This is a genomic window from Terriglobia bacterium, assembly GCA_020072815.1.
GTDB lineage: Bacteria > Acidobacteriota > Terriglobia > Terriglobales > Acidobacteriaceae > Angelobacter.
This window is the reverse complement of sequence record JAIQGE010000020.1, coordinates 1-26,741: the sequence shown is the minus strand read 5'-3', so window position 1 is coordinate 26,741 and position 26,741 is coordinate 1. Positions and strand designations below refer to the sequence as shown.

Genomic DNA, 26,741 nt, shown 5'->3' with positions numbered 1-26,741 from the left:
AAATAAAAGGGTTATTGCATTCGACCCAACGGTCACCCAAGTGTTTACTAGAAGGTACAGTTTTATCGTAAACGATTGATTGTGAATAGTTTATTAAGAATCGCAGCCAAATTTGGAGGTTCATGCGAATCGCTGTCAAGGCCTGATGCGCGCTCCATGTGCCGCAGCGTAGTTTTGCCCACCAAGACAAATAATCCAGCGCAGTATATCGTATTCCATTCGCTATCGCAAGCAAAATCGTGTCGCCGGTGCAATTTCTGCTTGGGCCACTTCTTCCGGAATCAGACGAACGACCGAATGTGGGTTGGTCACTCAGAGGGCCAAACGCCACAGGACATTCCAGCCGACTATTGGTATCTTTAGAATTCAAAGCTCAACGGCACAATAGCTCACGGGCTTGTCGGAGGGTGGACAGAATGCCAGAGGGCAACATTTACATGAGCAGCCTCAGCGATCAGCTGGGGACCATGAAGTTCGAGCTTACAAATATCAATGCGTCAGGTGGACCTGATTTTCCGTTGTTAAGAATTTGCACTAACATCGCGCTACATCCTTGGCGAGAATACACCCAAGAGGGAATCCGCTTGAGACCCATTTCCCTTATTCGCGCGATGGGCCAGTTACATTCACCAGAACAACGAGTTGTGGCCCGATTCCAGGAAGACATTCTCCTGGATGCCTATGACGAAAAGTTTCCCAGGACAACACAAGTCACATTTGAAATTCCTCTTGATCTGACGACCCTTACAAGAATTGAGGACGACCGCGCCGGGGCTGATCTCCGAATACAGCTCACCTTTAAGCTGCTGTTCGCACTACACACGAACAACGGATTGTCCAGCTTTCATTCTGGCCGCGTTGATGGCCTAAACTTTGTGATCCCGCGGTCCCAATGGGTCGATCACCTTTTGCCGGGACTCGGATACCAGGGCTTGGAGGTTCTTGAAGTCCGCTACGGAGCCGGGCTCATCGCTCAGGCACTCCCAGCATCTGTAAAAGAAATACAGGAAGCCAAGAAGTGCCTGTCCGGAGGTCAGTTCGACAAGTCCGCAGTGCATTGCAGGAAAGCAATAGAAACAATATTGGATTCCAGACCGTCATCTCTAGGCCAAGCTGCTAAGTTCAGGCAACGCGTTGAGACCTTTATCGCGGATAATTTGACGATCGATAACGAAGAAGCCAAGCTGCTCTCTGGCCAAATGCAACTGATCTGGGACGTGGCAAGTCCACAACTGCACTCGGGGCCAGCGCACGTTTTCAAGAAAGCTGATGCGGACTTTATTCTTCGAGTCACGATGGCGGTAATCGAGTATTTCAATAGATTGCTAACCTAAAGTAGCCCCAGAAGGGTTGACAAATCAGAGTTGTGGTACATCTTGCTCTGGGCAGAAAACTGATATTTTCCAACGGGAGCGCAGCGATGCCTCTCCAAAGAACGCAGGCGCTCGATATCCGGTTCGTTTCAGCAGCTCTACTCGGCAGCGGATTCTCCACTGCTCGCTTTTCTCTTTTCCCTCAGGAACGCGCTATCATATGTTCTCTACCTCATGGATCAAGACCTGCACAATCTGAAAGATGACATGGTGGCCTTCATTGAAGGCCACGGCCTGCGCCGCTTCAACGCCTTCATCAGCGACGAAGTCCCCAACGTCCCCTGGACCGCTGACGAAGACCATCCCGACGCCTGGAAAGATTTTGTGGAACTGGCCAAGGCCGCGGGCGTGGCCTTTGTCACCATGCACCATGTTGACCTGGACAAGGAAGATGTTGACCTGCTGGTGAACCGCCTCCAGGAAATCGAGTACATGAGTGAAGAAGACCTAGAAGAGGCCCGCTGGCTGCGCAATTTTGTCGGCAAGCTAGGATTCGTCCAACTCGGTTTCCCCTGCCAGGGTGTGGTCTTCCTCTACGAAGTCTCCACCGCGTGGTATGAGAGCTACCAGCGCCTGGAAAACATGGCCGACGATTACGACGGCATCCTGATTGACGATACGGACACGGAAGAAGAATGAGAGTTGAAAACCAGGGTTTGATTTGGTTTTGGCTTCAGCCCCTGTAGGTATCAGGGGATGGCTTCAGCCGTCCCGTTTGCGTTTTAGAAAAGATCGGGCTTCAGCCCCTGAAACAAACATGCGCTCTTGTTGGAATTACCTCAATCCCGATCCGGCAGTCCTCGAGAAACTGCGCGCTGAAGCCGGCGTCTCCGCCATTCTCGCCCGTCTGCTGGTCTTGCGCGGCGTGACCACCGCGGCCGAAGCTCACAAGTTTCTTACTCCATCGCTAGACCAGTTGCACTCTCCTTATCTCCTGCGCGGGATGACCGAGGCGGTCGAGCGAATCAGCGCGGCCATCGCCAACCAGGAAAGCATCCTTATCTATGGCGACTACGACGTGGACGGCACCACCGCCGTCGTCATCCTCAAGACGGCCATCGAGTTGTGCGGCGGCTCGGCGGACTTCCACGTCCCGCACCGCATCAAGGAAGGCTACGGCATCAAGGATGACGTGATAGAACGTGCCGCGGCCGCCGGGGTAAAGCTGGTGATCAGCGTGGACACCGGCATCCGCGCATTCCAGGCCGCTGACACCGCGCGGCGCGTGGGCGTGGACCTGATCGTAACCGACCATCATCTGCCCGAAGCGCACGAAGGCGTGCCCAATGCGCTGGCGGTGCTCAACCCCAACCAGCAGGGGTGCGACTATCCCAACAAAGCGCTGTGCGGCGCCGGCGTGGCCTTCAAAGTGGCGCAAGCGCTGTTTGCGAAATTCAAAGATTCATCCGACCAGGCGCGGCTGGTTCCATCGTTTCTGAAGATGCTGGCCATGGCCACCATTGCCGACGCCGTCGAACTCAAGGGCGAGAACCGGGTCATCGCCAAACTGGGGCTGGAAGGTCTGCGTCGCCCGGTGAACGGCGGGCTGAAAGCGCTGATGGAAGTGGCCGGGCTGTCCGGGTTGGGACGGGCGCTGGGCGCAGGCGACGTCGGTTTCCGCCTGGGTCCGCGCATCAACGCCGCCGGGCGCATGGACGTGGCGCGCGACGTGATCGAGCTGTTCACGTCGAAAGACGTGGAGCGCTGCCGGGAAATCGCCACGAAGTTGGACGAGCTCAACACCGAGCGGCAGAATGAAGAGGCGCGCATCGTGACCGATATTGATGCCCAGCTTGCCGCGGAACCTGATCTTTCCGGCAAGTTCTGCATGGTGCTTGACGGCGAAGGCTGGCATCGTGGCGTGGTGGGCATTGTAGCGTCACGGGTGGTGGAAAAGACCGGGCGTCCGGCATTGGTGATCGCGCGCGAAGGCGAAGAAGCCCACGGGTCAGGACGGTCCATCAAGGCCTTTCATCTGCTGGAAGCTCTGGAATCCTGCCACGATCTGTTTACCCGCTTCGGAGGCCACGCGCACGCGGTAGGATTTGCTCTTCCCAGCGATCGCTTGCCAGACTTAAAGCAACGCTTGAACCAATTTGCACAAAACATTCTTACAGTAGATGATTTCGTGCCGTCGATTGATATAGACGCCGAGCTTCCGCTAGGTGACGTCACGCCTGCGTTGCTGGAGCAGGTCGGCAAGCTGGAGCCTTTCGGCCAAGGCAATCCTGAGCCGGTGTTTGCCAGCCAGGGCGTAAGCCTGCTGGTCCCGCCCAGGATCATCAAAGAGAAGCACATCAAGCTGCGCGTGAACCAAAAGCGGCCGGACAAAGCCGGCTTTAGTTATGAGGCGGTCGGCTGGCGGATGGCACAGCGGCTCCAGGCGGACGCCTACTTGCCCGGCGAGCTGCTGGACTTGGCCTACACCATCACCATGAACCTGCATCCGGAGTTTGGCGGGCTGGAACTGACGCTGGAGGATTTCAAGAAATCGTCGCCGGCAGCGGTTCCTGTTTACACGTAAGTCTTTACAGCGATATTAATTCCGGCGATTTTGGCAATCCCTGGCAATCCGCTTTGTTCCCATCCGCTAATCTGTCACTCGAGAGTTGGTCAAGGGAAGACCGCTGATCACGGCGATCGGGGTCCCCGGACCGCGCCGGTTTTGCGCTGGCTGGGGTGGGATGTCGGCGATCACGCGCGATTCCGGCGATTCCCCAGCCCATCATTTAAGATGAAGACTAAGTGGCCTGGGACACCAACAAACTCCGAAGATTGTTCGCCGCCGGGGCGGTAATCGCCGTGCTGGTGGCAGCGGGGTTCTACGTCCGCGGGATCTTGAAGTCGGGCCATGGCGTGCAGCGGCCTGTCACCAACTTGCCGGCCAATACGGCCGAGAGCGCGGAAGGCTTCACTTTTGCCCAATCGGAGGGCGGCAAGACGCTGTTCACCGTCCACGCCTCCCGCTTTCTGCGCTACAAAGATTCCGGCCGTGGTGAGTTGCACGACGTAAGCATTGTGATCTACGGGCGCGACGAAGACCGTTCAGACCACATCTACGGATCGCTCTTCGTCTTTGATCCAGCGTCGGGAGACATCAGCGCTGAGGGCGAAGTACAGATAGATCTGGACGCCAACACCAAAGTCGTCGCTCAGCCCAATCAAGCCGCCACGCGGGAGACCCAGAACCTGATCCACGTAAAGACCCGCGGTCTCACCTTCAACCGCAACAGCGGAATTGCGCAGACCAAAGAGAAGATCGAGTTTCGTGTGCCGGAAGCCGGCGGTTCGGCCATGGGAGCTACTTACGATTCGCACAGCAGCGTCCTTACACTGAAGTCCGCCGTGAAAATTGACACTACGGACAAGCAAAAAGCCAGCATCACCGGACAAAGCGCCACCATCAGCAAGGAGCCGCGCAACATTGTTCTGCACGGCGCCAGGATTGATCAACCGCCGCGCCTTCTGTTGGCGGACAAAATCACCGTGGTGCTGACCCAGGACAACACGGTGGAACGAATTCTCGGTTCGGGTCACGTACGCAGTTCCGTGGGAGGCCCGAAGGGCTTTGATGTGACCGCGCCCCAAGGCGAACTGGTGCTGGCTGCGGGAAACCAGCTCCGTTCCGGGACGCTCTCCGGCGGCGTGGACTTTCAGCGCCGCGGTGACGCGCCGGCGCAAGGCAAAGCCGGGCGGGTCCTGCTCACCTTTGGCGCCAAAAACCGTGTGACCTCAGCCCGGGCGGAAGACGCGGTGGATTTGAAAGAGGGAGCGGAGGGCAAGTCGCGGCAGATTCAAGCTGCGGCAGTGGATTTGGCGATCAAAGACGGCAAGCTCATCCAGTCGGCGACCACGTCCGACGGCCCGGGAAAGATCATCCTGAGCAAAGGGGCATCCGTCACCACCATCAGCGCGGCGCGGCTGCAAGCGCGATTCAATAGCCAGAACCGCCCGGTGTCCATCGTTGGCAGCCCTGACGCGCGAATCGTTTCGTCAAGCCCGGGACAACCCGACCAGGTGGCCACCAGCCGCGAACTCAACGCCAGTTTTAACGATAAAGGTGAAATCACTGCGGGCGACCTGACCGGCGACTTTCACTTTGAGCAAGGCCAGCGCACGGCAACGGCCAACCGCGGCCGCTACAATCCGGCGGACGAGAGCTTTACCCTCATTGGTTCGCCTCGCGTGGTGGATTCCGGGGCCACCATCACCGCGGACAGCATCCAGCTTCTGCGCAAGACCGAGAGCGCCGTCGCTACGGGCCACGTTAAGACCACCTACAACGACTTGAAACCGCAAGCTGGCGGGATGCTGGCTTCCGGGGAGCCGGTCCACGTGACCGGAACTTCGGCTACGGCCAGCCGCAGCGCAGGAGTGGCAAAATACGCCCATGCCCGGCTGTGGCAGGGAGCCAACATCGTGGACGCGCCGGCCATTACCTTTGACAAGCTGCACCGCAGCCTGCTGGCCCAGGGCGATTCCACCTCCCGGGTGACCACGGTTTTCGTCACAACCGACAAAAAGGGCAAATCCACCCCGGTCAACGTGACGGCGGACAAGCTCACATATGTGGATTCCGAGCGAAAAGCGGTGTTTACTGGCAAGGTGACGGCCAAAGTCGAAGACTCCACCATTGATGCGGACACCGTCCAGATCCTGCTGACTGCGCGTGGCAGCCAGGCCGGCTCGCAGCCAGCCAGCCAACTGGATCGTATTGTGGCACAAGGAGATATACGGATTCAGCAGCCTCAGCGACGGGCCACGGCAAGCCAGGCCGTCTATACCGCGGGGGAGGAGAAGTTCGTCCTGACGGGCGTTCCGGGGAAACTCCCTAGCATTTTTGATGCCGAACACGGTCAAATTTCGGGCGATTCGTTGACTTTCTTTACCCACGATGATAGGGTGCTCGTAGGTAGCGGAGAATCCTCCCACCAAGCCCAAACTAGGAACCGAGACGCGAGCAAGAAGTAATGCAAACCCTGGCAACGGACGACATCGCTAAATCGTACCGCGGCCGCCGGGTGGTAAATGGCGTCAGCCTCCACATCAATCAAGCTGAAGTAGTCGGACTTCTGGGGCCTAACGGCGCCGGCAAGACCACCACTTTCTACATGATCGTAGGGTTGCTGCCTCCTGATAGCGGGCAGGTCCTGGTGGACGGCCAGGACATCACCACGGTGCCCATGTATTTGCGGGCGCGCAATTACGGAATCAGCTACTTGCCGCAGGAAGCCTCGGTTTTTCGCAAGCTGACGGTGGAAGAGAACATTATGGCCGTGCTGGAGGTGCAGCCCATCACCTGGCAGGAGCGGCGGGCCAAACGTGACCGCTTGATTGATGAACTGGGACTGGGCCACATTCGCAACAACATGGGCTATGCGCTCTCCGGTGGCGAGCGGCGGCGCGTGGAGATCGCCCGCGCTCTGTGCATCGCCCCAAAATTCATTCTGCTGGATGAGCCCTTCTCCGGGATTGATCCCATCGCGGTGCTGGACCTGCAGAAGATCATTTTTGATTTGAAGGGAAGCGGCATCGGCGTCCTGATCACCGACCACAACGTCCGGGAAACGCTGTCGGTGACCGATCGCGCGTACATCATCAACGAAGGACGAATTTTCCGTACCGGCACGCCGGAACAGTTGGGTAACGACCCGGAAGTGAAAAGAGTCTATCTGGGAGAGAGTTTTTCGTTTGTTTGAGGGCCGCCGGACGCACATTTTGCTTCCGGCCTCGATCATTAAATTGTGATTAATGCAAGGCACTGGAAGACAGTAAACAGAATTACCAGGGTACTCTTTAGAGCGTGTCCCCGGGAATGTTACAAGTAGGAATAGCAGGAAAAGCTCTGCTACGCGATAAAAAGAACAGATGGTATTACTCCAACACAGACTGAACCTGAAGGTCTCCCAGAAGCAGATCCTGACGCCTGGGCTGGTCCAGATGGTGAGCGTGCTCGCGCTCAACAAGCTTGAACTGCGCGAGATGATCAACACTGAGATGGTGGAGAACCCTGTTCTGGAAGAACTGGATTCCTCCGTCCCGCTGCTGGACGAAGTGGCCGGGCGCGAAGAGGCGCGCGAGCGCGGCGAAGCGCAGGAGCGCCAGGAGCGGCTGGAAGCCAGCAAAGAAGAACTTGCGGCGCCGGAGGCGGAAAAGAAAGACCCGTTTGACGAAATTGATTTTGGTTCGTTCTTTCGCGACTACCTGGACCCTGGCTACCGCAACTCCGCGGACCTGGAAGAGATTGACCGGCCGTCGTTTGAGAATTTTCTCTCCAAGCCCGGGACCCTCACCGATCATCTGATGTGGCAACTTGGCTCGGTCAGCGTGCGGCCGGAAGTCATTGCCGCGGCGGAGTTGGTCATCGGCAACCTGAACGACGAAGGTTATCTCACGGCGTCGGAAGACGAACTGCTCGGCCTGGCCAGCGCTGAAGCCGAGCAAAACGCGCCTGACTTGGCCGACGCAGCGCCCTCAGCGGTAATCGAAGATCCAACGACGGAAGACGCAACGGAAGAGCTGGACGTGGAAAGTCCTGAGCCGCTGCATTTGGTGGTTTCGCATACGCCTTCGCCGGAGCCGGCAGCGGTCCCGCCCAAGCCCCAGCTTTCGCCCGTCCTGCAGTTCACCCGTGAAGACCTGCGGGAAGCCACGGGCCTGATCCGGCAGTTTGATCCGGTGGGCGTGGCCGCGCGCAACCTGCGCGAATGCCTGATGGCCCAACTGGAGTACCTTCTCAAGACCCGCGACCTGGAAGGCTCCGACGATCCTGAAAATGACCAGGTGGTGGAAGATGCTTTGCGCATCGTGGACGGCCATTTGCACCTCCTGCAGAACAAGCTTTACAAAGAAATTGCCAAGGCCATCGCGCGGCCCATGGAGTCGGTGATCCAGGCGCATGAGTTCATCCGCACGCTCGATCCCAAACCCGGCTTGCGTTACAACAAGACCGAACCCAAGCTGATTGAGCCGGACGTGGCCTTTGTGAAGCATTGCGACGAATTTCTGGTCCTGATGAACGACGAAGACGTGCCCCAGTTGCGCGTGAGTCCCACCTACCGCAAGATGCTGAACCAGGGCCAGGGTGTGGAGAAAGAAGTCCGCACCTACGTCAAGGAGCGGTACAAGTCCGCCGTGCAACTGATCAAGAACATCGAACAGCGCCGCCAGACGATTCTGAAAGTCTGCTACGCCATCATCGGACGCCAGCGCGACTTCCTCGATCACGGCATTGACCTGCTTAAGCCGATGATGATCAAAGAAGTGGCGGAAGAGATTGGCGTGCATCCTTCCACGGTGAGCCGGGCGGTCGCCGGCAAGTACGTGCATACCGCGCAGGGCGTGTTCGAATTGCGTTTCTTCTTCTCTGAGAGCGTGCAAGGCCCGGAAGGCGCCGGCACGTCATTGCTGATCCTGAAACGGCGGGTGAAGAAGCTGATTGAAGAAGAAGACGCGGCGCATCCGCTGACCGATGAACAGATCACCAAGATCCTGCAATCGCAGGGCATCCAGGTTACGCGGCGGACCGTGGCCAAGTACCGCGAAGACATGAAGATTCCCAGTACCCATCAAAGGAGGACCAAGAGCTAACGCGATGCGGAAGCGCCAGCATCGGCCGCTGCTTCGCGAAAGAAACAAAATGAGACAAGCCGCATTGAACGGTGCCGGATGCCGGATGCCGTTTCTTCCGGGCACTATCAGACGAACTCTCAGCAAGCCGATCTTATTTCGAGGAGGGAGTCAATGAACGTCGAATACACTGGCCGTCAGTTTGAAGTTACTCCCACGAGCCGCAGGCTGGTCGAAAGCGGGCTCCAGAAAATCCAAAAAATCCTAGGCAATCAGTTTGAGACCCACGTGGTCCTCTCAGTGGAAAAGCGCCGCCACAAGGTGGAAATCAGCGTTACGGTGCGCAACTATCCGCCGATTGTCGCGCTGGCGGAGGCCGTGGACATGAATGCGGCCATCAGCAACGCGCTGGAACGCATTGAGCGCCAGGCGGTGAAATACAAGACCAAATGGAAGAGCAAGAAACGCCAGGCCCACAAACGGCAGGCCAATGCGCCGGTTCCGGAAGAAGTTTCCCTGGCCCTGGCCGTGGGCGGCGACCGGGCCACAGCCGTGCCGGTCAAAGTGCATTCATTTCCTAATACCGTGAAGTTTACTGAGGCCCACATCGTCAAGAGTACGGACTCGGTGAGTTACAAGCCGCTCACCGTGGAAGAGGCGGTAAAAGAAGCGGAGTTCCGCGATCGCGAAGTCTTCGTCTTCCGCGACCATCAGGGCAAAGTCAAAGTGTTACACCGGAAGAAAGACGGAAAGATGGAGTTGATCGAAGCGCCGTGACCTTTCTTTGCTTCAAGGGATAAAAGACGCCATCGTCGGCGTCTTTTTTCTTGTGCATCATGGCTCGCCAAGAATTCACCCGACGTGTTCCAGTTTGCGAGAAAGCACCGCGGTCAGCGCGGCCACAATCCTGCAATTCTGCCCTTCGGACTTTACGGCAATTCGCAAGAAATTGTCGTGAAAGCGCGTACTCATAGACTCACAATGGCGAACGAAAATGTTCTCCTCTTCGAGCTGCTGCTGGATGGAAGATGCGCTCTGCTGCGTGCTCTTGATCATGTAGAAACTGGCGCATGAATCGAACACTTTGATCCCGGGCAGATCGTACAAAGACTGCAGTGCTTCATCGCGGAGAGAGTGCGTCTCCTGGTATCGCGCCTGGTAGTAATCCGGGTCGGCGAGCGCCTCGATCGCGGCCACTTGCGCGGGCAGGCTTACCGACCAGGGCGGCAGCCGGCGCGCAACCTGGCGCACTAACTCTTCCGAGGTTGCCATATAGGCAGCTCGCAGTCCGCTCAGCGCGTACACCTTGGACATGGACTTGATCACCATCAGGTTGGGGAAGTCGCAAATCGCGGATTCCAGTGACTCGTCCGTGGAAACATAGTCAATGTAAGTCTCGTCCACCAGGCAGAGCACATGAGGAATGCGGCGCAGAAATTGGCTGAGTTCCTTCCTCGGCCAATGCTGGCCGCTCGGGCTGTTGGGATTGACGATGATGAGCAGGTCCGGCTGCACGCGGCGAACTTCTTCCAGAAGCGATTCCGGGTCCACGCGAAAACTATCTTCTTCGCGAAGGAAATGCCGGTGGACGTCACAGTGCAACACGTTCTCCAGAACGTGGGCATACTCGCCGTACATGGGGTCGAGAATCAGCACGCGGCTTCTCTCTGACGCCAGGATGGGAAGACATGTGAAGATGAGCTGCGACGATCCTCCGGCAGCGCACAGGTTTGCCGGCGGAATGTTACGGGCTCGGGAGATGGCGCGGATTAATCCGTCCGCATACGCCGGCGGGGAAGTGCGAGACAGAAAGGGAAGATGCTCGCGCAGCGCTGCGAGCACGCGGGGTGAAGGATCAAACCAGGCGTCGAGCACGTCGGCGCTGATCACGTCTTGCGCGCGCTCAAGGTTGCGAAAGTCGGCGCCAATGGCGTCAAAGAAGCGGCCGCCGTGGAAGGCATGGGTGGCTCGATAGTTTTTGTCAAGCATAGATGCGCTTCAGCGTAAGCAGCGGCTTGAAGTTCGCCAAGCGGCAAAGTGCGACAAGGAAGGCTGTCGTAGTTTGCCGTACCTCAGCCATGCTGAGAAGAGTAGAATTGATGCGAATCTCTATAAGGCTCCTATTGTTTCTACCATGGTTGTGTGACCGGAGGTCCCGATGCGTTTCCTATGCCTGGTAGTCGCTGTAGCATTTCTCCTGTGTTTGTGCGGGTGCGGAGGTTCCGCCGGGAGCACGCCGCCTTTCCCTGGTGCTCAACTCGCCCTTGTTCCAGGTCATTGGGCCATGGCGCTGGTGGCGCAGGCGCCATTCCCGGCAGGCTCTTCACTCCTGGTGGACGGAGCGCTCTCCCAAAGCGGCACGGCAATTTCTGGCATTCTTCATACGCAAGGGTCGCTGTGTTTCGATGACAACCTGGACGACCTGATCGTAAGCGGAACGGTAGTTGGAAATACCTTTACCTTGAACACTGCATCACTTCGTGGGCAGGTGCTCTCCATCACGGCGACTCCGGCCTTGGTTGCCGGGACGGTGCAAGGGCTCACCGGTACATGGAGTCTAACGGGTGGCACGTGCGCGAGCAGCGGCATGAGTACCTTGCTCTTCACGCAGCCCTTGAGCGGAACTTGGAGCGGCCCTTTCACCAACGGATTGACCGGAACAATTTCCGCTACTCTCACCCAGACCGGGCCTGACGCGCATGGGTTCTTCCCTGTGACGGGGAATTTCACTTTTACCGGGCTCTCGTGCTTTGCATCCGGCGTCGTCGCCGGCGGGAGTCCGCGCGGCCTGGAAGTGGACATTTTGTTGAATACCAGTGATTCAGGACAAACACAGATCATAGCCTCGCACCTTTCCGGCCCGGCAGGTGAGCGCCTGAACGCCAACTTCGCAGTTTCCAGCGGAACATGTTCCGGCGGCTTTGGCCAGGCGACTCTGATCAAACAATAGTTGTCTTTCACTGGTCTCTCCGCCGGCGTCCGCTTCGGGTTGCTGGTCCCTGTGAAAATCTCGCCTGTCCTCTAGCGGTATAATCGAGATTCAACTCATGGCCTACCAGGTTCTGGCGCGCAAATACCGTCCGCAGCGTTTTTCTGATGTGATTGGTCAGGACCACGTGACCCGCACGCTGAAAAACGCCATTGAGCAGCAGCGCATTGCGCACGGTTACATCTTCAGCGGGCACCGGGGCATCGGCAAGACGACGATTGCGCGCATCCTGGCCATGGCCTTGAACTGCCGCGGCGTTGATGGAAAATCGGACAAGCCGACGCCTGAGCCTTGCGGCGTGTGCGATTCCTGCGTGGAAGTGCGGGCGGGCAACGCGGTGGACGTAATTGAAATTGACGCCGCGACCAACCGGGGCATTGACGAGATCAGGGAACTGCGCGACGCCGCGCGCTATCGTCCAGCGCGCGACCGCTACAAGATCTACATTCTCGACGAAGCCCACCAGATCACTGACGCGGCCTTCAACGCGCTGCTGAAGACCCTGGAAGAGCCTCCGCCGCATATTATTTTCATGATGGCCACCACGCAGGCGGAAGACATCCCGCAGACCATTCGCTCGCGATGCCAGCACTTCAGCTTCCACGCGGTGAAGTTTGACGAGATCGTGGGACAACTCGGCGACATCGCGCGCAAAGAAAAGATCCAGGTGGACGCGGAAGCCCTGGCCGTCCTGGCCGAGGCCGGCGATGGCTCCATGCGCGACGCGCTCTCCATCATGGACCAGGCCATTGCCTGCTGCGGCACGGAAATCAAAGGCGCCGCCGTCCGCGGACTGGTGGGCTCCGTTGGCTCAGAAGTGCTGGAAGAGATCATGGGTGCGGTGGAGCACAATTCCAGTGAAGAGGCTTTGCGCTTGCTGGACCGCTTGATGATCGAAGGCCAGAACCCGGCGCACTTCGCCAAACAATTTGTGCGCTTCCTGCGCAACGTTTTGGTGGCCAGGCTGGCGGGCGACGCGTCGCCGCTGTTGCAGATTTCCTCTGACGAGCGCACGCGCGCGGCCCGAGTGGCAGCAAAGTTCTCTGAAGAGGACTTGGCGCGCTTTATGCAGATCATGCTGCGCACGCACGATGAGCTGGGATATCGCCAGGAGCAACGCTTTCATCTGGAACTGGGCGTACTTAAGCTGGTCCACGCGCAACGGCTATTGCCCTTAGAGCAGATGTTGAGCCAGGCGGGAGTCGAGTCGCCGAAGAATGTTGCTTCGCCGCGGCAAGTTAGCTCCACGCCCACCACATCCGCTGTCGTGGCGCCTGCCGCAAACCAGGCGCCTGCCGCCAACAAGCAGCCGGGATTTACTTCGCCGTTTGAAGCCGACCGCGAGCGCAAAGGCCGCGGCTACGATCCTGAAATGTCGAGCGCCGGCCAGCCGGAAGCACAGTCTGCGACGGTAAGCAGCGCAGTCGCCGTCGCTGAAGCGGAGCCGACGGGCGATCCTGCGAAAATCCTGGGTCATGTGCTGAACGAATTGGAGAACAACGGGCACAAGACGCTGGCCTCCGCACTGGAAAGCGGCAGCGCAACTTTGCAGGAGAACGAGCTGCTCATCACCGTCGCGCAGTCAGCGGCGGTGCTGGACGTGATGATGGGCCCGGAGCCCAAGCGAATCGCCAACGCGGCAGCCAGTTCGGCCGCAGGACGTCCGATCAAGGTAAATGTTCGCAGCGGGGCGGCAACGGCGGGCAACGGATCGTCGCCAATACCTGCCGTCCGGCAAGCCCGCAATGGCAGCGGCGCCAGCGCCCGCGCCCGCGCGGCGGAAGATCCGGTGGTGAAACGCATGCAAGAAAAGTTTGGAGCGGAAATCCGCACGGTCATTGATCACCGTGACAAGAACTAGGAGAAGGCATGGGCGGCTTTGATACACGCCAGTTACAGGAGATGCTGGAGCAGGCCCAGAAACAGGCCCGGAACCTGCAGGAGAAGATGCAGCAGACCGTGGTGGAGGCTTCCTCCGGCGGCGGCACGGTCACCATCAAGATGAACGGACAGAAGCAGGTCCTGGCCACGCGCATTGAACCTGAAGCCGTGAAGTCCGGCGACGTGGAGATGTTGCAAGACCTGGTCACCGCAGCGTTTAACGCCGCCAGCAAAAAGGTGGATGAGGCCGTGCAGTCCACCGTGGGCGGAATGCTGGGTGGCTTGGGAATTCCGGGAGCCTAAAGAAAAGTGTCCAAATTTGCCGAGCCGATGGCTCAACTGATTGACGAACTGAAAAAACTCCCCGGGGTGGGCAGCAAGAGCGCGCAGCGCATGGCCTTCCATATCCTGCGCGCCAGCACGGAAGACGCCGAGGCGCTGGCCGGCGCCGTCCGCAACCTGAAGGAAAAGCTCCATCTCTGCTCGGTGTGCAACAACATCACGGATATTGATCCGTGCAGCTACTGTTCCAGCGCCACGCGCAACCAGCGCTTGGTGTGCGTGGTGGAAGAACCCACCAACATTGCGTCGGTGGAAAAGACCAGGGTCTACAACGGCGTTTACCACGTGTTGCACGGGGCGCTTTCGCCGTTGCACGGAGTTGGTCCGGAGCAGTTGCGGATTCCGTCATTGCTCAAGCGCATCGAGAGCGGCGCCGTGGACGAAATCATCATCGCCACCAACCCGACGATTGAGGGCGAGGCCACCGCCGTCCACCTGACCGGACTGACCAAGCGCCCCGGACTCAAAGTCACGCGGATTGCCACCGGTATCCCTGCCGGTAGCGACATTGAATACGCCGACGAAGTGACCATGCTCAAGGCCATGGAAGGGCGACGGGAACTTTAGGGTTCCGCCCCAGCCTGTCGTACTAACGCCGCTTGCTTTTTGCTTTTGTCTTCTTCGCTTTCCGCCTTAGCGCTCTGCGTCGCAAGAGTTTCTTCTGCCGGGCGATTTCTTCTTCTGAGTACATGGTCCCGCGGCAGTGGATCGCGCCGCAGTAGCAATCCGCTTTGTCCTCAGGATCAGCGTCCCAAAGGTGGTAGTCGTAGGTGAGTTCTTCGCCGGCGGCGATGTCGCGGATGGCGATGATCCATATTTGATCGCCGAACTGGTCGGTTTCACAGTTGGGATCGCAGGAGTGATTGACGAAAGCGGCCATGCCAAAACCGTCAATGAAGCTCTGGTCGCCTTCCATGGTGAAAAGATAGGTGACCTCGCTGTCCAGGTAGAGGCCTTCGCTTTCCTTCCTGCTGATGCGCGGACCAGTGTATTCCAGGACGTGGGTCCCCTTGGCGATGGCCGCCTGGGTGTACACACCTGCTCCATGAAGATGGGAAGAACGAACGATTAGGCCCATGAGGTGCGCAATATCTCTGAGGAAAATTGTGCGCTGGTGATTCAGCGCACGCTCTGCTCAGCAGTATACCGAAAGGCCGCCAGCAGGCGCGGCGTCACTTGCCTGACTTCTGGCGCTGGATGGCACGCTGCAGGGTTTTGTCGAGCGCCGCCTTGGCGCTTTCGTATTCCGGCTGAGATATCTTGCCCTGAAGGCGGTCGGTTTCCAACTGGAACATCTCTTCCTTCATGGCTTCCAGCAGCAAGCCAGGGCCGGCCTGCGGCTTCTTTGGCTTGGCTCCCGTGGCGGCTGCCTGAGCTGCGGCCGCGGCGACCGGTAAACTGGTGGTGTAGACATAAACGCCTCCAGCCGCCAAGAAGAGTGACAGAACTCCCAAGAAGAGCCACTGGCCGGAGTGCAAAGGATCAGGGCGGTCATTGGGGGTCCCCAGGCCGCCGCCCACACCGCCTCGCGGTTCGGCTCCGCCCTGCGGAGGAGCAGCGGACGCCGCCGGTTGCTCGTCGGGCAGCAGGCCCTCGCCGGAGAGAGAGAATCCCAGATTCTGCGCCGGCTTGAAGTTCTGCGCCGCATAGACGTTGACGCCGGTAACCGAGGTGTCCACCGGCCATTGCGGCAAGGGCTTGAAAGCTGCGTTGTCGGACGGGGCAAACGTCATGCTCTTGGGGAGCACAACGTAAAAGGTGTCAGCCACCGTCCCAAACTTCGGCTTGACGGGAAGAGAGCCGGTGAACGGCATGGTATAGACCAGTTCGAATTGCGTCAGGCCAGGACGCACCGGAAATAGAAATGCGTATTTGTTCTTCTCTTTGAGCGGGATGGGAGGGGTCTTGACGGGCATACCGCCGGCAACCGCCTGGCCCAACTGCGGGGTGGCGCCTTCCGGCAGATAAAACTCAAAAGTCGGCTGCGTCATGGGCGGGCGCGAGGTATTCCTCAAGCGGAAGAGCTCAATCACGCGCACAGATGTCCCTTGGGCCTCATAGACTTCAGATTGGTCCAGCAGTTTCACATCCGGCAGCTTGGCGGCGGTATTGTAGACCGTGATCTGGACGCTCTGGGAGCCCGGCGGTACCTGCTCATGGTAGTTCACGTCCTGATGGCGCACGCGGACCAGCCGCGGCACGGCGTCTTTGAGACTAAACGTGAATTCACCCTGGCCGTTGGTCTTGGTGCGGGCTTCCTCCTGCATGCCCTGGTCAAGACGCAGCAGGATGACTTCATCTCCGGCAGCCGGTTTACGCGTGGTTCCGTTGCTGACCAGGCCCTTGAGCGTGCTGGTCTGGGCCGATGCATAGATTGTGGCAGACAGAACTAGGACAACAACCAAGGCGGTACGCTTCAAAATGAGTATGCTCCTTCAGGCTGGCGCGGATTCCAACTTTTCAATTTCGTCTAAAATGCGAGCGGCTTCGGACTCCATGCCCACACGCATGCCGTCAAAGTCGGCCTGGGTAAACTTGCCGGACTTAAATTCAAAATTCAAGTCGCGCAAATTCTCATAGACCACTTCTTTGCGTTCGTAGAGATAGATGAGCCGCGTCTTTTCCGTGCCGGTATCAGTGTCTTTGGGGGGCAGGAAGACGTAGATCAGGGCGACGGCGGCAAACACGCTGCAAAAAATCTGGAACAACACGCTGGCTGTTTGCGGGTTCATATTTCGGTCTCCTGACGGGCACGGGCGCGCAGGGCATCAAGGTGGGGGTCGGGGACGCGGTCTGCCGGCAGCGTCGCCGGCACACGCGACCGCCAGACCATAATAATGACGATCACCAGCGCCAGGAACAGCGCTGCCACCACTGGCGGCACCACCCAAACCAGCAGTTCGAATCCGTGGGTGGCGGGTTCGACAACCGCCGTGACGCCCCAGGTCTCGCGAAACCACTGCAAGACTTTTTCGTCGTCAGATTGTTGCGCCACCTGGGCGTGCAACTGGCCGATCATCTTGGCGGAATTCGGACAGCCCACGTGGTTGCACTTGAGCAGCATTTGCCCGCAACTGCAAGTGCACATGATCTTGCCGCCCAGGTTTTCAAAGCGGGCTTGCGTCGCGTCCGCGCCCATCAGCAGGACGACGACGCAGCAGAGCAGAAGAATTTCACTCAGGCGCTTCATTTACGCACCCCCGCCGGATACATGCTTTGTTTCTCCACCGCCGCGACTGCCACCGACGCGGCCACCGGCACCTTGACGGCGGCCAGGTTGGGCACCAGGGCCAGGCCTGTACCGAATACCACGATGATTACCCCAATCCACACCCATATCACCAGCGGGTTGATGATCGCTTTGATGATGGGAGGGCCTTGCTGCGCTCCATCCGGGCCTTCATAGATCACATAGAGGTCTTCGGCAGGCGAAATGTGGTTGGCGACAATAGTGTTGGGTTGTCCGCCCTGGGCCTTGTAGAAACGGCGTTCGGGATACATGGTGGTCAAAGGCTTGCCGTCTTTCTGGACTTCCAGTATCGCGGCTTTGGAATCGTAGTTGGCGTTGTCATCGCGGTTGTCGGCGACCATGGTCAGCGTGTAGTGGCCGATCTGAAGCTTATCGCCGATGGCCATCTGCACTTCTTTTTCCTGGTTGAAGGCCTGTCCCGCAAGGCCGATGAACAGCACGATCATGCCAAAGTGGACCACGTATCCGCCGTAACGGCGCATGTTGCGCCGGGTGAGGTGATACATGGCGGCGACTATGTTGGTGTTCAGCTTGCCCTGCAGCACGCGTCCGCCGCGGAAGAATTCAGAAGCAATGGTGCCAATCACCAGCGCGCTCAGAGAGAACGTGAGCCAGGAATAGAAATGGGCCATGTCCGAGAACGGACGCATGCCCAGCGCAACCAGCCCGCCGGCCACCACGGCCGAGAGCAGGGCGGGAACCGCGAAATTGCGCTTGATGCTTCCCCAGGAAGTGCTGCCCCAGGCCAGCAAAGGTCCTACCGCGGTAAGAAAAATGAGGAACAAGCCGATGGGGATGACAACCTTGTTAAAGAACGGCGCACCCACGGTAATTTTGTAGCCGCGCACCCACTCCGACAAAATGGGGAAGAGCGTTCCGCACAGCACGGCGAACGTCGCTGCCAGCAGAACCAGGTTGTTGAACATGAAGCTGGACTCGCGCGAAACCATCGATTCCAGGAGGTTGTCTGACTTCAGATGGTCGCGGTGGCTGATGAAGAAGTAAAGGCAGACCACGAACACCAGTTCCAGGAAGCCGGGATAAAAGTAAGGCAGAGACCGCCACGGAGCGCCCGACCAGCCGGCTGATCCGGCGAACCACGTGCCGATGGCTGACTGCGCGAACGCATGGACCGAGCTCACAGCGCCGCCGCGCGTCAACATGGTGCCGAGAATCGCCAGCATGAACGTGGTGAAGATCAACCAGACGTTCCACATCTTCATCATGCCGCGCTTCTCCTGCATCATCACGGAATGGAGGAAAGCGGTGCCGGTGATCCAGGGCAGCAGGGAAGCGTTCTCTACCGGGTCCCAGCCCCAGTAGCCGCCCCAGCCGAGAACGGCGTAAGCCCAGTGCGCTCCCAGTGAGATCCCCACGGTCAGGAAGAGCCACGTAACCATGGTCCAGCGGCGTGTGATGTGGATCCATTTTTCGCCGGGATAGCGCATGATCAGCGCAGCCAGAGCGAAGGCGAACGGCACCGAGAAGCCCACGTAGCCCAGGTACAGCATGGGCGGATGGATCACCATCTCGGGGTACTGCAACAGGATGTTCAAGCCGCGGCCATCGGCGGCCATGGGGCCGGGTTCAATGCCGAAAGGGTTGGCGATGTAATTGTTAAGAATCAGGAAAAAGACCTGAATGCCGGCAAGAACCATGGAACTGGTGGCCACCAGTCGCTGGTCCACTTTGTGCCGCAGCCGCAAAACAAAACCGTAACAGGCCAGCAACCACGACCAAAACAGCAACGAGCCTTCCTGTCCGGACCACAGAACGGCTATTTTGTACGGCACGGGCAGGGCAATGTTGCTGTGGTGCATGACGTAGGAAACGGTGAAATCGTTGTTCAGGGCCGACCAGACCAGCGCGAACGCACACAGAGTCAGGGCCGCGAAGGAGGCCATGCCGGCCCGCCGCGCGGTTTCCGCCAGGCGGTATCCGACAAAGTCCTTGCGCACCGCTCCCACCACCCCGACCACGAAACAGTAGCCGGAAAGAGCCAGAGCAAATAGAAGACAAAAGCTTCCTAATAATGGCATCATTTGAGCTTAGTATTTTTTGCCGGGGACTGCAATACGGCAAATCAGGCAAAGGCCCGTTGGGGACGATCAGAAAGCGCAAACCGGACTGTGGCAATCAGGTCATCCGGCTCGCAAGGCTTGCAGCGGAAAATGATGTTGAGGCCGGCATATTCGGAATCCGCGTCGGGCTGCCCACTAATCAGGATGACCGGGAGTTCCGGGGCAAAGGCGCGCAACTGGCGCACAAACTCCACGCCATCCATCTCCGGCATGAAATGGTCGGTGATGACCACGCCGATTTTTTCTCTTCCCATCGCGCTGCGCAGCAGGGCCAGCGCGGTGCGCGCGTTGGTGGCCACGTGGCTTTCTACGCCGGCTTTGCGGAGAACCAGCTCACGAATGGTGAGCTGGGCTGGGTTGTCATCCAACAGGAGAGCCTGTTTCATAATGGCGCTAAGCGCTTTTTGCCTTTTGATAGCGGGAAAGGACCTCTTCCTCCGCCCGGATCCAGTCATCCTGGTCATTGCCATCCTGGCGGCCGCGCTGCTCGTAGAGCTCATAGGCGCGCACGCGGACTTCATCCACGATTTCAGGATAAATTTGCGTCAAATTAAAGGTAGTGGACGTTCCCGCGTTGATGGGGGTGACGGTCTTGGTCTGTCCCTTGGATTTTCCCGGGGAAGCATTCTTCCGGAAGGCGCCCGAATTCTTAGTTGACATACAGCTTGGTGCCCCTGCCCTTTCCTGCAAAATTATGATGCGACGAGTGGGCGCACTGTCATCAGGAATTATAGAGAATCCCGCGGGCGTTGGGGAGCGCGCAGCGCAAAAAAGACGTGACTTGGCGGGTACGACGGTAACGTGACTCGCGTGCCGGGGCGCACGAAGGGGTTAGGGTCTTGCTGAGCGACGGAGCGCGGGAAACTTTCGCCGGCGCGGACCAGCCGGCACGGCAGGTAGTGGTAAATTTCACCCGAAATCGGCACAGGAGCGGTCGTCTAGCAAAAAGAAGTCCGCACAGCCGAGAGGGCGCCTCCACCCCACCACGCGAAACGAGTGTCGGGGGCCCCGGCTGTGCCACACGAGCCTGGCGGCGGCTTCGCAGCGCGAAATTCCTTTGATATACTTTTCTTCGTCCGCTGAAAAAATGTGTGGCGCTATCGTCTAGGGGTTAGGACGTGAGATTCTCAATCTTAAAACCCGGGTTCGATTCCCGGTAGCGCTACCAAACGTTCATTTTTGATCTTGTTTGTTCCCATTCCGTTGAAAAGTAAGCAGGTTACAGCGGTTCGATATTTTCCATCAGAATAGGTGACACCCTCAGGGAATAGAACCTGCTGCAAACGCTGTTTCTGCTCTACTGGAGCGGCTTTCCAGAGGTTCGATGCGTTCGTTAGCACCATGTCTGCGAAATCCAGGACGGTCTCTATTTCGATCTCTTCGGCCTGGGCATCCCGTAGCTCCATTTCCGCGAGGGTCAGCTCCTCAATCAGATTTGCCCGCATTTCCTTGTACGTGTCTGCGTCAATCGCCTTTTGATAAACGAATGCCTCTTCCAGCTTTGTCTTGTTCTCGCGCAATTGGCTAATCTTGCGGGAAACGACGCCTTGCATCTGCTGGCTGTCGCCCTGTTTCTTGCGCCAGACATCAAGCACGATCTCACGGTACAGGCGCATGTACGCGGCATTTGGTTCCAGGGTACGAATGAACTGCTCGAACTTTGCCTCCATCACATCCTTTGTCTCGCGGTTGCATCCATCTTCGCAGTGATAGTAGGCGTAATAGCGGCTGCGTCCTTTCGACCAGCTTCCCGTGAGGGGCTCAGTGCAATATCCGCACTTCACGAAACCGCGCAGAGGGAAGTCGGCGTGATTGCGGGCGCGCGGGGTGATGGATACAGCCCTGCCACTGAGAATCGCTTGCGCGTTGTCAAAGACAGCCTGAGTCACCAAAGGTTGGAACTTGCCGGGAACATCAATGTTCCACTCGGGAACCACAATTCGACCGGCGTACACGGGCTTTCTCAGTGTTTGGGAGAACGTCTGCGAACTGAGGAACTTGCCCTTCTTTGTCCGCAGGCCAAGCAGAGTGAGCTTTCGGAGCACCTGTTCTCTCGTGTGCAGTCCTGTAGCGAACTCCTCAAACGCCTGGGTAATCAATGGGGCAGAGTGCTCGTCCGGAATGATTGTCTTAGCACCTGTCGCGTCTCGTCCAGCCCGATAGCCGAGGGGAGGGGAAAATGTCCAGCGACCGTCCTTCAATCGCTGAGTCATTCCCTTTACGCTGCGCTCGGTACGGATGTTGTTGTCCAACTCAGCGACCGCAGCCAGCACGTGTTCCATGAATTTTCCGGTCGAGCTGTCGTCAATCGGCTCCGTGACAGAGCGAAGGTGTACGCCGAACCCCGACAACAAGGCGCGCATTTGCGTGTGGTCAGTTGCGTTGCGAGCAAATCTGTCTAGCTTGTGCACCAACACGGCCTTAATATCTTTCTCGGTGCGACAGTAAGCCAGCAGCGCCTTGAGTTGCGTCCTATTCGCGGTCTTGGCCGATTCGCCCTCTTCCACAAAAATCTTGGCGACCCTGTAGCCTTGCCGCTCGCAGTATTCCAAACATGCCGCTTTTTGAGCAGCAAGGCTTGTGCCGTCCTTGGCCTGTTCTTCGGTCGATACGCGGGTGTAGACAACGACTCTTTCTGCCATCGCTTACCTCTGAGATCTCGTGTTAGAGACCTCTGTCTTGCGGTGCCGGGTTCTCCTGCCATCCGTAAAGCCCCGTATGACTGCTTGGGCTTTCGCAATGTCCTTAAGGTTCCACAGACGAACCGTCACGCCTCCTACTCGGGTCAAAGGCGGCAGGGGAATAGTTCCAGCTGCGACGTACCGGTTAATCGTGGCCATGCTCACACCGAGAATTCTTGCGGCTTCACGGGTTGAATGCTGTTTCATGTGATATATACCTATCTCATACCAAGGAACCAATGTCAATGGCGCCACACTCGATAGCGCGTTTGCCGAGGTGTAGACCGTTCACTAAAGCCCAACTTGCGTTCTTGTCAGCCTAGAAATTGTGAGCCTGTTGCGCTCAGGTGCGCCTTACTGACGCGTTCGCAAGACACACTTCACGTGTGTATCACGTTGAAGGCACGCCCTTAGCGACGATTCAAGGGATGTTTCTTGAATCGTGCTTTTGGGTCGAACACAATCGGTGCCTTCGCGCTCGGCTGTTTCTTTCAGCATTGGCGTTTGGAGCTCCAGGATTGGTAGTGACCGGTTCGTCGGATTCCTGCCGATGTCTTATAGGAACCTCTGACGGCTGCCGTTCACTATCGAATGGAGTTTCAGTGACCTGGTGAAATGCGTCGAGTGCAATTTGCCAGAGCGTAGAGCTGTTCTCTGAGTAGCTCAACTTGGGAGTCGGTGAGCTCGCAATCCATGCCGAGAAGCAATCGGCATTTTTGCAGGCTCAGCATGGCTTCCCGTTTGACTTAGCCATAGTGAGTTTTTGGTTTTGGAGGTGATTCCATGGGATAGGGCGGCTCTTGGCCGAACACAGCGGTCCCGGAAACAAAAAGCCGTCTCTTCCGAGACGGCTGACGTTTCGTTTTAGAATCGGTTAAGGGCCCGCGCGGGGAATCTGGCTCCCACCTAATGCGCGACCTTATGCCCTCTATATATATGGTCGACGTTTGAGGCCATTATTGTGAAGTCCGAGCTCAGCCTGTGGAAAACCAGGCAAGGCATTCTGTTTCTGTAACGTAGAAAGAGAATGATCTGACTCCGAATGCTCGTTCCGCAGCTGATTCTGGTACGGAGATAATGTCCTGCGTGGGGAGCATAAACTCAGTCACTTAGCAGCGTCGTTGAGCCGAGGCTTTTGGAACGCCCCTCCCGATCCAAATCGACGGAGCGTCGGAAACACCGACGCTATACGTGTCTGGGATTGAGCGGTGTGATGCAAAGAGCGCTACCCCAGGAACCGGGAACCCTTCTCCGGAATCACGGCGAGCGCGGCTAACATCTGCCGGGCTGGCCGTGCTATATAGACACCATCCCGGAGCTGGCGCGCGAACATGGCCTGATTGGTGGTTGAAGATGGCGCGCAGCGCGCATGGAGCGACCTATAAAGGAAGTCCGGTGGGGTCACTGGGCGATGTGGCAGCGTTATCTTTTGCTAGAGCAAAATCATGACCGCCGGCGGCCAAGGCGGCATGCTGGGTTCATGTACCAACTTTATGTAAAGGACAATTGCCTTTCTCATCCTCCGCTGCTATAAGCTGTCCTAGCCTGTGAAGTTTAATTCTTAACTGTACTGATACCCCCTTGTCAGCCGTCCAGTACCGCTGCTGGACGCCGCAGTTGCTGTGCGATAGGCCCATCTGTCGTCAACCCATGTGTGTCCGAAGATCGCGGAGGCGTGTGTGAAAAAGCTCGTATTGGCAATCTTGATGAGTCTAGTAGCAGAAGTATGCCTGGCCCAGACCCCACCGAACCTCGAAAACGGCTGGAAGCCGTTCGGGTCCTATGAAGGCAGCCATCTGGACACGGTCAACGTGATGAACGGCAACCTGATGTTTCACGCGCCGCTGATTCCGGGCGCACCAGGGCGCGGCGCGCTTACCTTCAGCTACTCGTTGTATGGCAGCTCCAAGGATTGGCAGGCTGTCTGCGGGCCACTTCCTGGCGGCGCCATCGGATGCAAATGGCAAAAGGGTGGCACTGGTGTCAGCATTCACATCACTCCCAGCCTGAGCGTCCATCGCACCATCAACAAACAATACATGAGCGGCCAGGGCACCACCACGTTTGCCGCTTACGGCTACACAGTCATTGATGCTGATGGCGCGTCTCATCCGGTGCACGGCGCAGCCGGCACGGAAGACGTTTACGGCGAAGCCACGCAGTTTGATACGGCTGACCTCTCCGGATATCACCTTGCCCTCAGCGTTCCAGACGGCGACTATCCCAACATACGCGATCAGTTCACGGTGACGGATCGCTCCGGCACCGTATACCAGGGAAGCTTCGGCCCTACCACCGGCTGCGGACACCCATCGCTTACCGGCCTTTCCGCCCCCGGCAACCATCCACCCTTGTTTGATGACACGCTCGCCGGCGATCAGTACTGCTCGCAAGTCGCCTTTGCCTCTCTGGTCACTGACAGCAACGGGAACCAGGTATCAATCCGTGGCCCAATGAACCTGAATCCTACGGTGGACACGTTGGGCAGGAACCCGCTATTCACCGGCACCTCGACCACGGACTACACCGGCTGCGCCAGCGCACACACCATTACTTCAGCGACCCTCTATTTCTATCAGGATCCGAACGGCGTAACCCGCCAGATCAAACTATGTAACGCGCTTATCCACCTGCAAACGGCTTTCAATCAACCCAACCCGTACAACACCAGCATCACCGTGCAGGAAGCGTCACAGGATTCCTTTCCCGTGGTTTCTGTGGTGCTTGCCGACGGCAGTCATTGGACGTTCGACTATGACAGCTACGGCGAACTTAGTTCGGTCGTTCTCCCTACCGGCGGTTCCATCAGCTACGCCTGGACCACGGTGGACTTCAATGCTTGCGATCCCCAAAACAACACGCAGCGGAGCCGGGCAGTCGCCAGCCGCACGCTGAACGACGGCCAGGGACGCTCGTCCACCTGGTTCTACAGTTGGGGAGCTCCCTCCGGGGGACAACAGACCAACGTGGTCACCGATCCTCTCGGCAATGATACGAAGCACATTTTTTCTGAGATTTCCAGCGTGGCGCTGCCCGCCGGTTTGACGCCGGTGTGCCGTTTCTATGAGACGGCCACCGTGCAGTATCAAGGCGCTCAAAGCGCCAACCAGCCGATGCAGCGCTCAGACACCACCTACGTCGCCACCAACGCTGTACTTGATAATGGCGGCCCCGGTAGCACGAGCGCACCGGGTTTGACCAACGTCTTTGCCACTGAGGTGCTGACCACGCTCTACACCAACAGAACGGCCACCAAGGTCAAGAAGGTCCACAAAGATCCCGACCCCGGCCTGGGAGCGGGCCTGCCCATTTTCGGAAATACGGTCAAGGAGCTGGTCTACGACTGGAAAGACCCCAACCCCAACGTCCCCTGGGTGCTGCTGCGCGAGACCGACACTGTCTACCAATGGCAGAAGAACAGCAATTACCTGACGGCGAACATGGTGGACCTGCCGGCCTCCACCGTGGTGATTGATCCGGTTGCAGCCAACAACACCAAGTCTGGTTGCCCGATCAACGCGACGGGCGGGACCGCGTCGTGCATAGCCCAATCGGAATATTTGTACGACGAGGCAGCCTACTTTACGTCGCCCTCGCCGCTGATCACCACGCAGCACGTCGCGCCTCCGGCTGCGGTACGCGGCAATCCGACCACCGTCAGCCACTGGCTCAACGCGAGCAGCCTGGTCTCCAGCCACACCAACTGGTATGACACCGGCGAACCGTATCAGAAGATTGATCCGCTGGGGCATACCACCACGCTCAGTTACGATTCGGCCTACGTGGGCGCGTACGTCACCCAGACCTGCTCGCCCACCACCAATGCAGGCACGGTCACCCACTGCGTCATCGCGGCTTATGATTTCAACACCGGCGTGCTAACCAGCTTCACCGACCAGAACGGCCAGACCAGCAATTACGAATACGATCGAATGTTCCGCATCACCTCGGCGCAAGCCCCGGTGGACGCGGCCAACGGCGGCCTGCGCGCAACCACCAGTCTTAGTTACTCCACTACGTCGCTGCCCTGGTCGGTCACCCGCACCCGGACCATCACCAGCGCGCTCACTGATTCAGCCACCAGCATGTTTGACGGTCTGGGCCGCGGAAACAAAGGCCAGCATCCCATGCCCGGCGGCACGGCAACGGTGGACACCGTGTATGACCCCGCGGGCCGCGTGGCGTCGGTCACCAACCCGTATTTCAACACCAGCGATGCCACCTACGGCGTGACGCAAAACATCTATGACGCTTTGGACCGTCCCGTGCTGGTGCAAAAGCAGGACGGAAGCTTCGCTACTGTCACCTACCAGGACAACTGCACGCTGGCCGAAGATGAAGCGGGCAAAGCGCGGCGGACGTGCGCCGACGCGCTGGGGCGCTTGTACGAAGTGGAAGAGCCCGGCGACTCGTCGGCTCCGGCGGCCACCGATACCAGCACCGTGTCCACCTCGGCCACGGCGATCGTGAGCATCGGCGGCAGCGAGCAGATGGTGATCATTCCGGCGCCGCCGTGCCCGCCGCGCCAGATCTGCGACCAGACGCCGGACACCGTCTATGACTCGGGTACGGTCT

General features: G+C 58.3%; 21 protein-coding genes and 1 tRNA gene. 13 read left to right on the top strand and 9 right to left on the bottom strand.

Features of this window, described 5'->3' with window-relative positions; genetic code table 11:
• Window positions 1-416 precede the first annotated feature (416 nt).
• The 7 genes from LAO20_20370 (at window position 417) to raiA (ending at window position 9,719) form a co-directional block, all read left to right on the top strand.
• The gene (locus LAO20_20370) at window positions 417-1,334 is read left to right on the top strand and encodes a hypothetical protein (protein MBZ5533791.1); all 918 of its coding nucleotides are present in this window, start codon (window positions 417-419) and stop codon (window positions 1,332-1,334) included.
• Between the two features lie 213 nt (window positions 1,335-1,547).
• Window positions 1,548-2,012 carry a hypothetical protein gene (locus LAO20_20365; protein ID MBZ5533790.1) on the top strand — a complete coding sequence of 155 codons (465 nt, stop codon included), beginning with the start codon at window positions 1,548-1,550 and terminating at the stop codon, window positions 2,010-2,012.
• A gap of 118 nt (window positions 2,013-2,130) precedes the next feature.
• Window positions 2,131-3,897, top strand: a complete 1,767-nt coding sequence (gene recJ / locus LAO20_20360) for a single-stranded-DNA-specific exonuclease RecJ (GenBank protein ID MBZ5533789.1) — start codon at window positions 2,131-2,133, stop codon at window positions 3,895-3,897.
• Between the two features lie 221 nt (window positions 3,898-4,118).
• Window positions 4,119-6,344 carry an LPS export ABC transporter periplasmic protein LptC gene (gene lptC, locus LAO20_20355; GenBank protein ID MBZ5533788.1) on the top strand — a complete coding sequence of 742 codons (2,226 nt, stop codon included), beginning with the start codon at window positions 4,119-4,121 and terminating at the stop codon, window positions 6,342-6,344.
• On the top strand, window positions 6,344-7,072 hold the full coding sequence (gene lptB / locus LAO20_20350) for an LPS export ABC transporter ATP-binding protein (protein ID MBZ5533787.1): 729 nt from the start codon (window positions 6,344-6,346) through the stop codon (window positions 7,070-7,072). The genes lptC and lptB overlap by 1 nt, the downstream gene beginning before the upstream one ends.
• A gap of 169 nt (window positions 7,073-7,241) precedes the next feature.
• A complete protein-coding gene (gene rpoN / locus LAO20_20345; GenBank protein MBZ5533786.1) occupies window positions 7,242-8,963 on the top strand; it encodes an RNA polymerase factor sigma-54 in 1,722 nt (573 codons plus the stop codon).
• Between the two features lie 153 nt (window positions 8,964-9,116).
• Window positions 9,117-9,719: a ribosome-associated translation inhibitor RaiA gene (gene raiA, locus LAO20_20340; protein MBZ5533785.1), complete on the top strand. Its 603-nt coding sequence runs from the start codon at window positions 9,117-9,119 to the stop codon at window positions 9,717-9,719.
• Between the two features lie 75 nt (window positions 9,720-9,794).
• Here the strand turns inward: raiA and LAO20_20335 are convergent, their stop codons facing one another.
• Complete coding sequence (locus LAO20_20335; protein MBZ5533784.1) at window positions 9,795-10,931, bottom strand: histidinol-phosphate aminotransferase family protein; 1,137 nt, start codon at window positions 10,929-10,931, stop codon at window positions 9,795-9,797.
• A gap of 169 nt (window positions 10,932-11,100) precedes the next feature.
• Here LAO20_20335 and LAO20_20330 point away from each other — a divergent pair, with 169 nt between their 5' ends.
• From LAO20_20330 to recR, 4 genes are all read left to right on the top strand, one after another.
• On the top strand, window positions 11,101-11,892 hold the full coding sequence (locus LAO20_20330; protein ID MBZ5533783.1) for a hypothetical protein: 792 nt from the start codon (window positions 11,101-11,103) through the stop codon (window positions 11,890-11,892).
• A 97-nt stretch (window positions 11,893-11,989) separates the two neighbouring features.
• Window positions 11,990-13,792, top strand: coding sequence for a DNA polymerase III subunit gamma/tau (gene dnaX, locus LAO20_20325; GenBank protein ID MBZ5533782.1), 1,803 nt, complete (start codon window positions 11,990-11,992; stop codon window positions 13,790-13,792).
• Between the two features lie 8 nt (window positions 13,793-13,800).
• Window positions 13,801-14,115: a YbaB/EbfC family nucleoid-associated protein gene (locus tag LAO20_20320; protein ID MBZ5533781.1), complete on the top strand. Its 315-nt coding sequence runs from the start codon at window positions 13,801-13,803 to the stop codon at window positions 14,113-14,115.
• A 27-nt stretch (window positions 14,116-14,142) separates the two neighbouring features.
• Window positions 14,143-14,721, top strand: a complete 579-nt coding sequence (recR, locus tag LAO20_20315; protein ID MBZ5533780.1) for a recombination mediator RecR — start codon at window positions 14,143-14,145, stop codon at window positions 14,719-14,721.
• A 22-nt stretch (window positions 14,722-14,743) separates the two neighbouring features.
• Here recR and LAO20_20310 read toward each other — a convergent pair whose 3' ends face one another.
• The 7 genes from LAO20_20310 to LAO20_20280 form a co-directional block, all read right to left on the bottom strand.
• Window positions 14,744-15,232: an SET domain-containing protein-lysine N-methyltransferase gene (locus LAO20_20310; GenBank protein ID MBZ5533779.1), complete on the bottom strand. Its 489-nt coding sequence runs from the start codon at window positions 15,230-15,232 to the stop codon at window positions 14,744-14,746.
• Between the two features lie 94 nt (window positions 15,233-15,326).
• On the bottom strand, window positions 15,327-16,574 hold the full coding sequence (locus LAO20_20305; GenBank protein ID MBZ5533778.1) for a carboxypeptidase regulatory-like domain-containing protein: 1,248 nt from the start codon (window positions 16,572-16,574) through the stop codon (window positions 15,327-15,329).
• Between the two features lie 15 nt (window positions 16,575-16,589).
• Window positions 16,590-16,886, bottom strand: a complete 297-nt coding sequence (locus LAO20_20300; protein ID MBZ5533777.1) for a hypothetical protein — start codon at window positions 16,884-16,886, stop codon at window positions 16,590-16,592.
• Entirely contained in the window at window positions 16,883-17,344 is a 462-nt protein-coding gene (locus LAO20_20295; GenBank protein ID MBZ5533776.1) for a cytochrome c-type biogenesis protein CcmH, read from the bottom strand. The genes LAO20_20300 and LAO20_20295 overlap by 4 nt, the downstream gene beginning before the upstream one ends.
• Window positions 17,341-19,443, bottom strand: coding sequence for a heme lyase CcmF/NrfE family subunit (locus LAO20_20290; GenBank protein MBZ5533775.1), 2,103 nt, complete (start codon window positions 19,441-19,443; stop codon window positions 17,341-17,343). The genes LAO20_20295 and LAO20_20290 overlap by 4 nt, the downstream gene beginning before the upstream one ends.
• Window positions 19,444-19,487: 44 nt before the next feature.
• Entirely contained in the window at window positions 19,488-19,871 is a 384-nt protein-coding gene (locus tag LAO20_20285; GenBank protein ID MBZ5533774.1) for a response regulator, read from the bottom strand.
• Between the two features lie 7 nt (window positions 19,872-19,878).
• Window positions 19,879-20,145: a DUF2934 domain-containing protein gene (locus LAO20_20280; protein MBZ5533773.1), complete on the bottom strand. Its 267-nt coding sequence runs from the start codon at window positions 20,143-20,145 to the stop codon at window positions 19,879-19,881.
• A gap of 433 nt (window positions 20,146-20,578) precedes the next feature.
• On the opposite strand from LAO20_20280, the gene LAO20_20275 reads away from it, so the two are divergent.
• Window positions 20,579-20,653 (top strand) — tRNA-Glu (locus tag LAO20_20275).
• Here LAO20_20275 and LAO20_20270 read toward each other — a convergent pair.
• Window positions 20,619-22,127, bottom strand: coding sequence for a recombinase family protein (locus LAO20_20270; protein MBZ5533772.1), 1,509 nt, complete (start codon window positions 22,125-22,127; stop codon window positions 20,619-20,621). The two genes, LAO20_20275 and LAO20_20270, sit on opposite strands and share 35 nt — an antisense overlap.
• Before the next feature lie 1,745 nt (window positions 22,128-23,872).
• Here LAO20_20270 and LAO20_20265 point away from each other — a divergent pair.
• A partial coding sequence (locus LAO20_20265) for a hypothetical protein (GenBank protein MBZ5533771.1) occupies window positions 23,873-26,741 on the top strand: 2,869 nt, incomplete at its 3' end.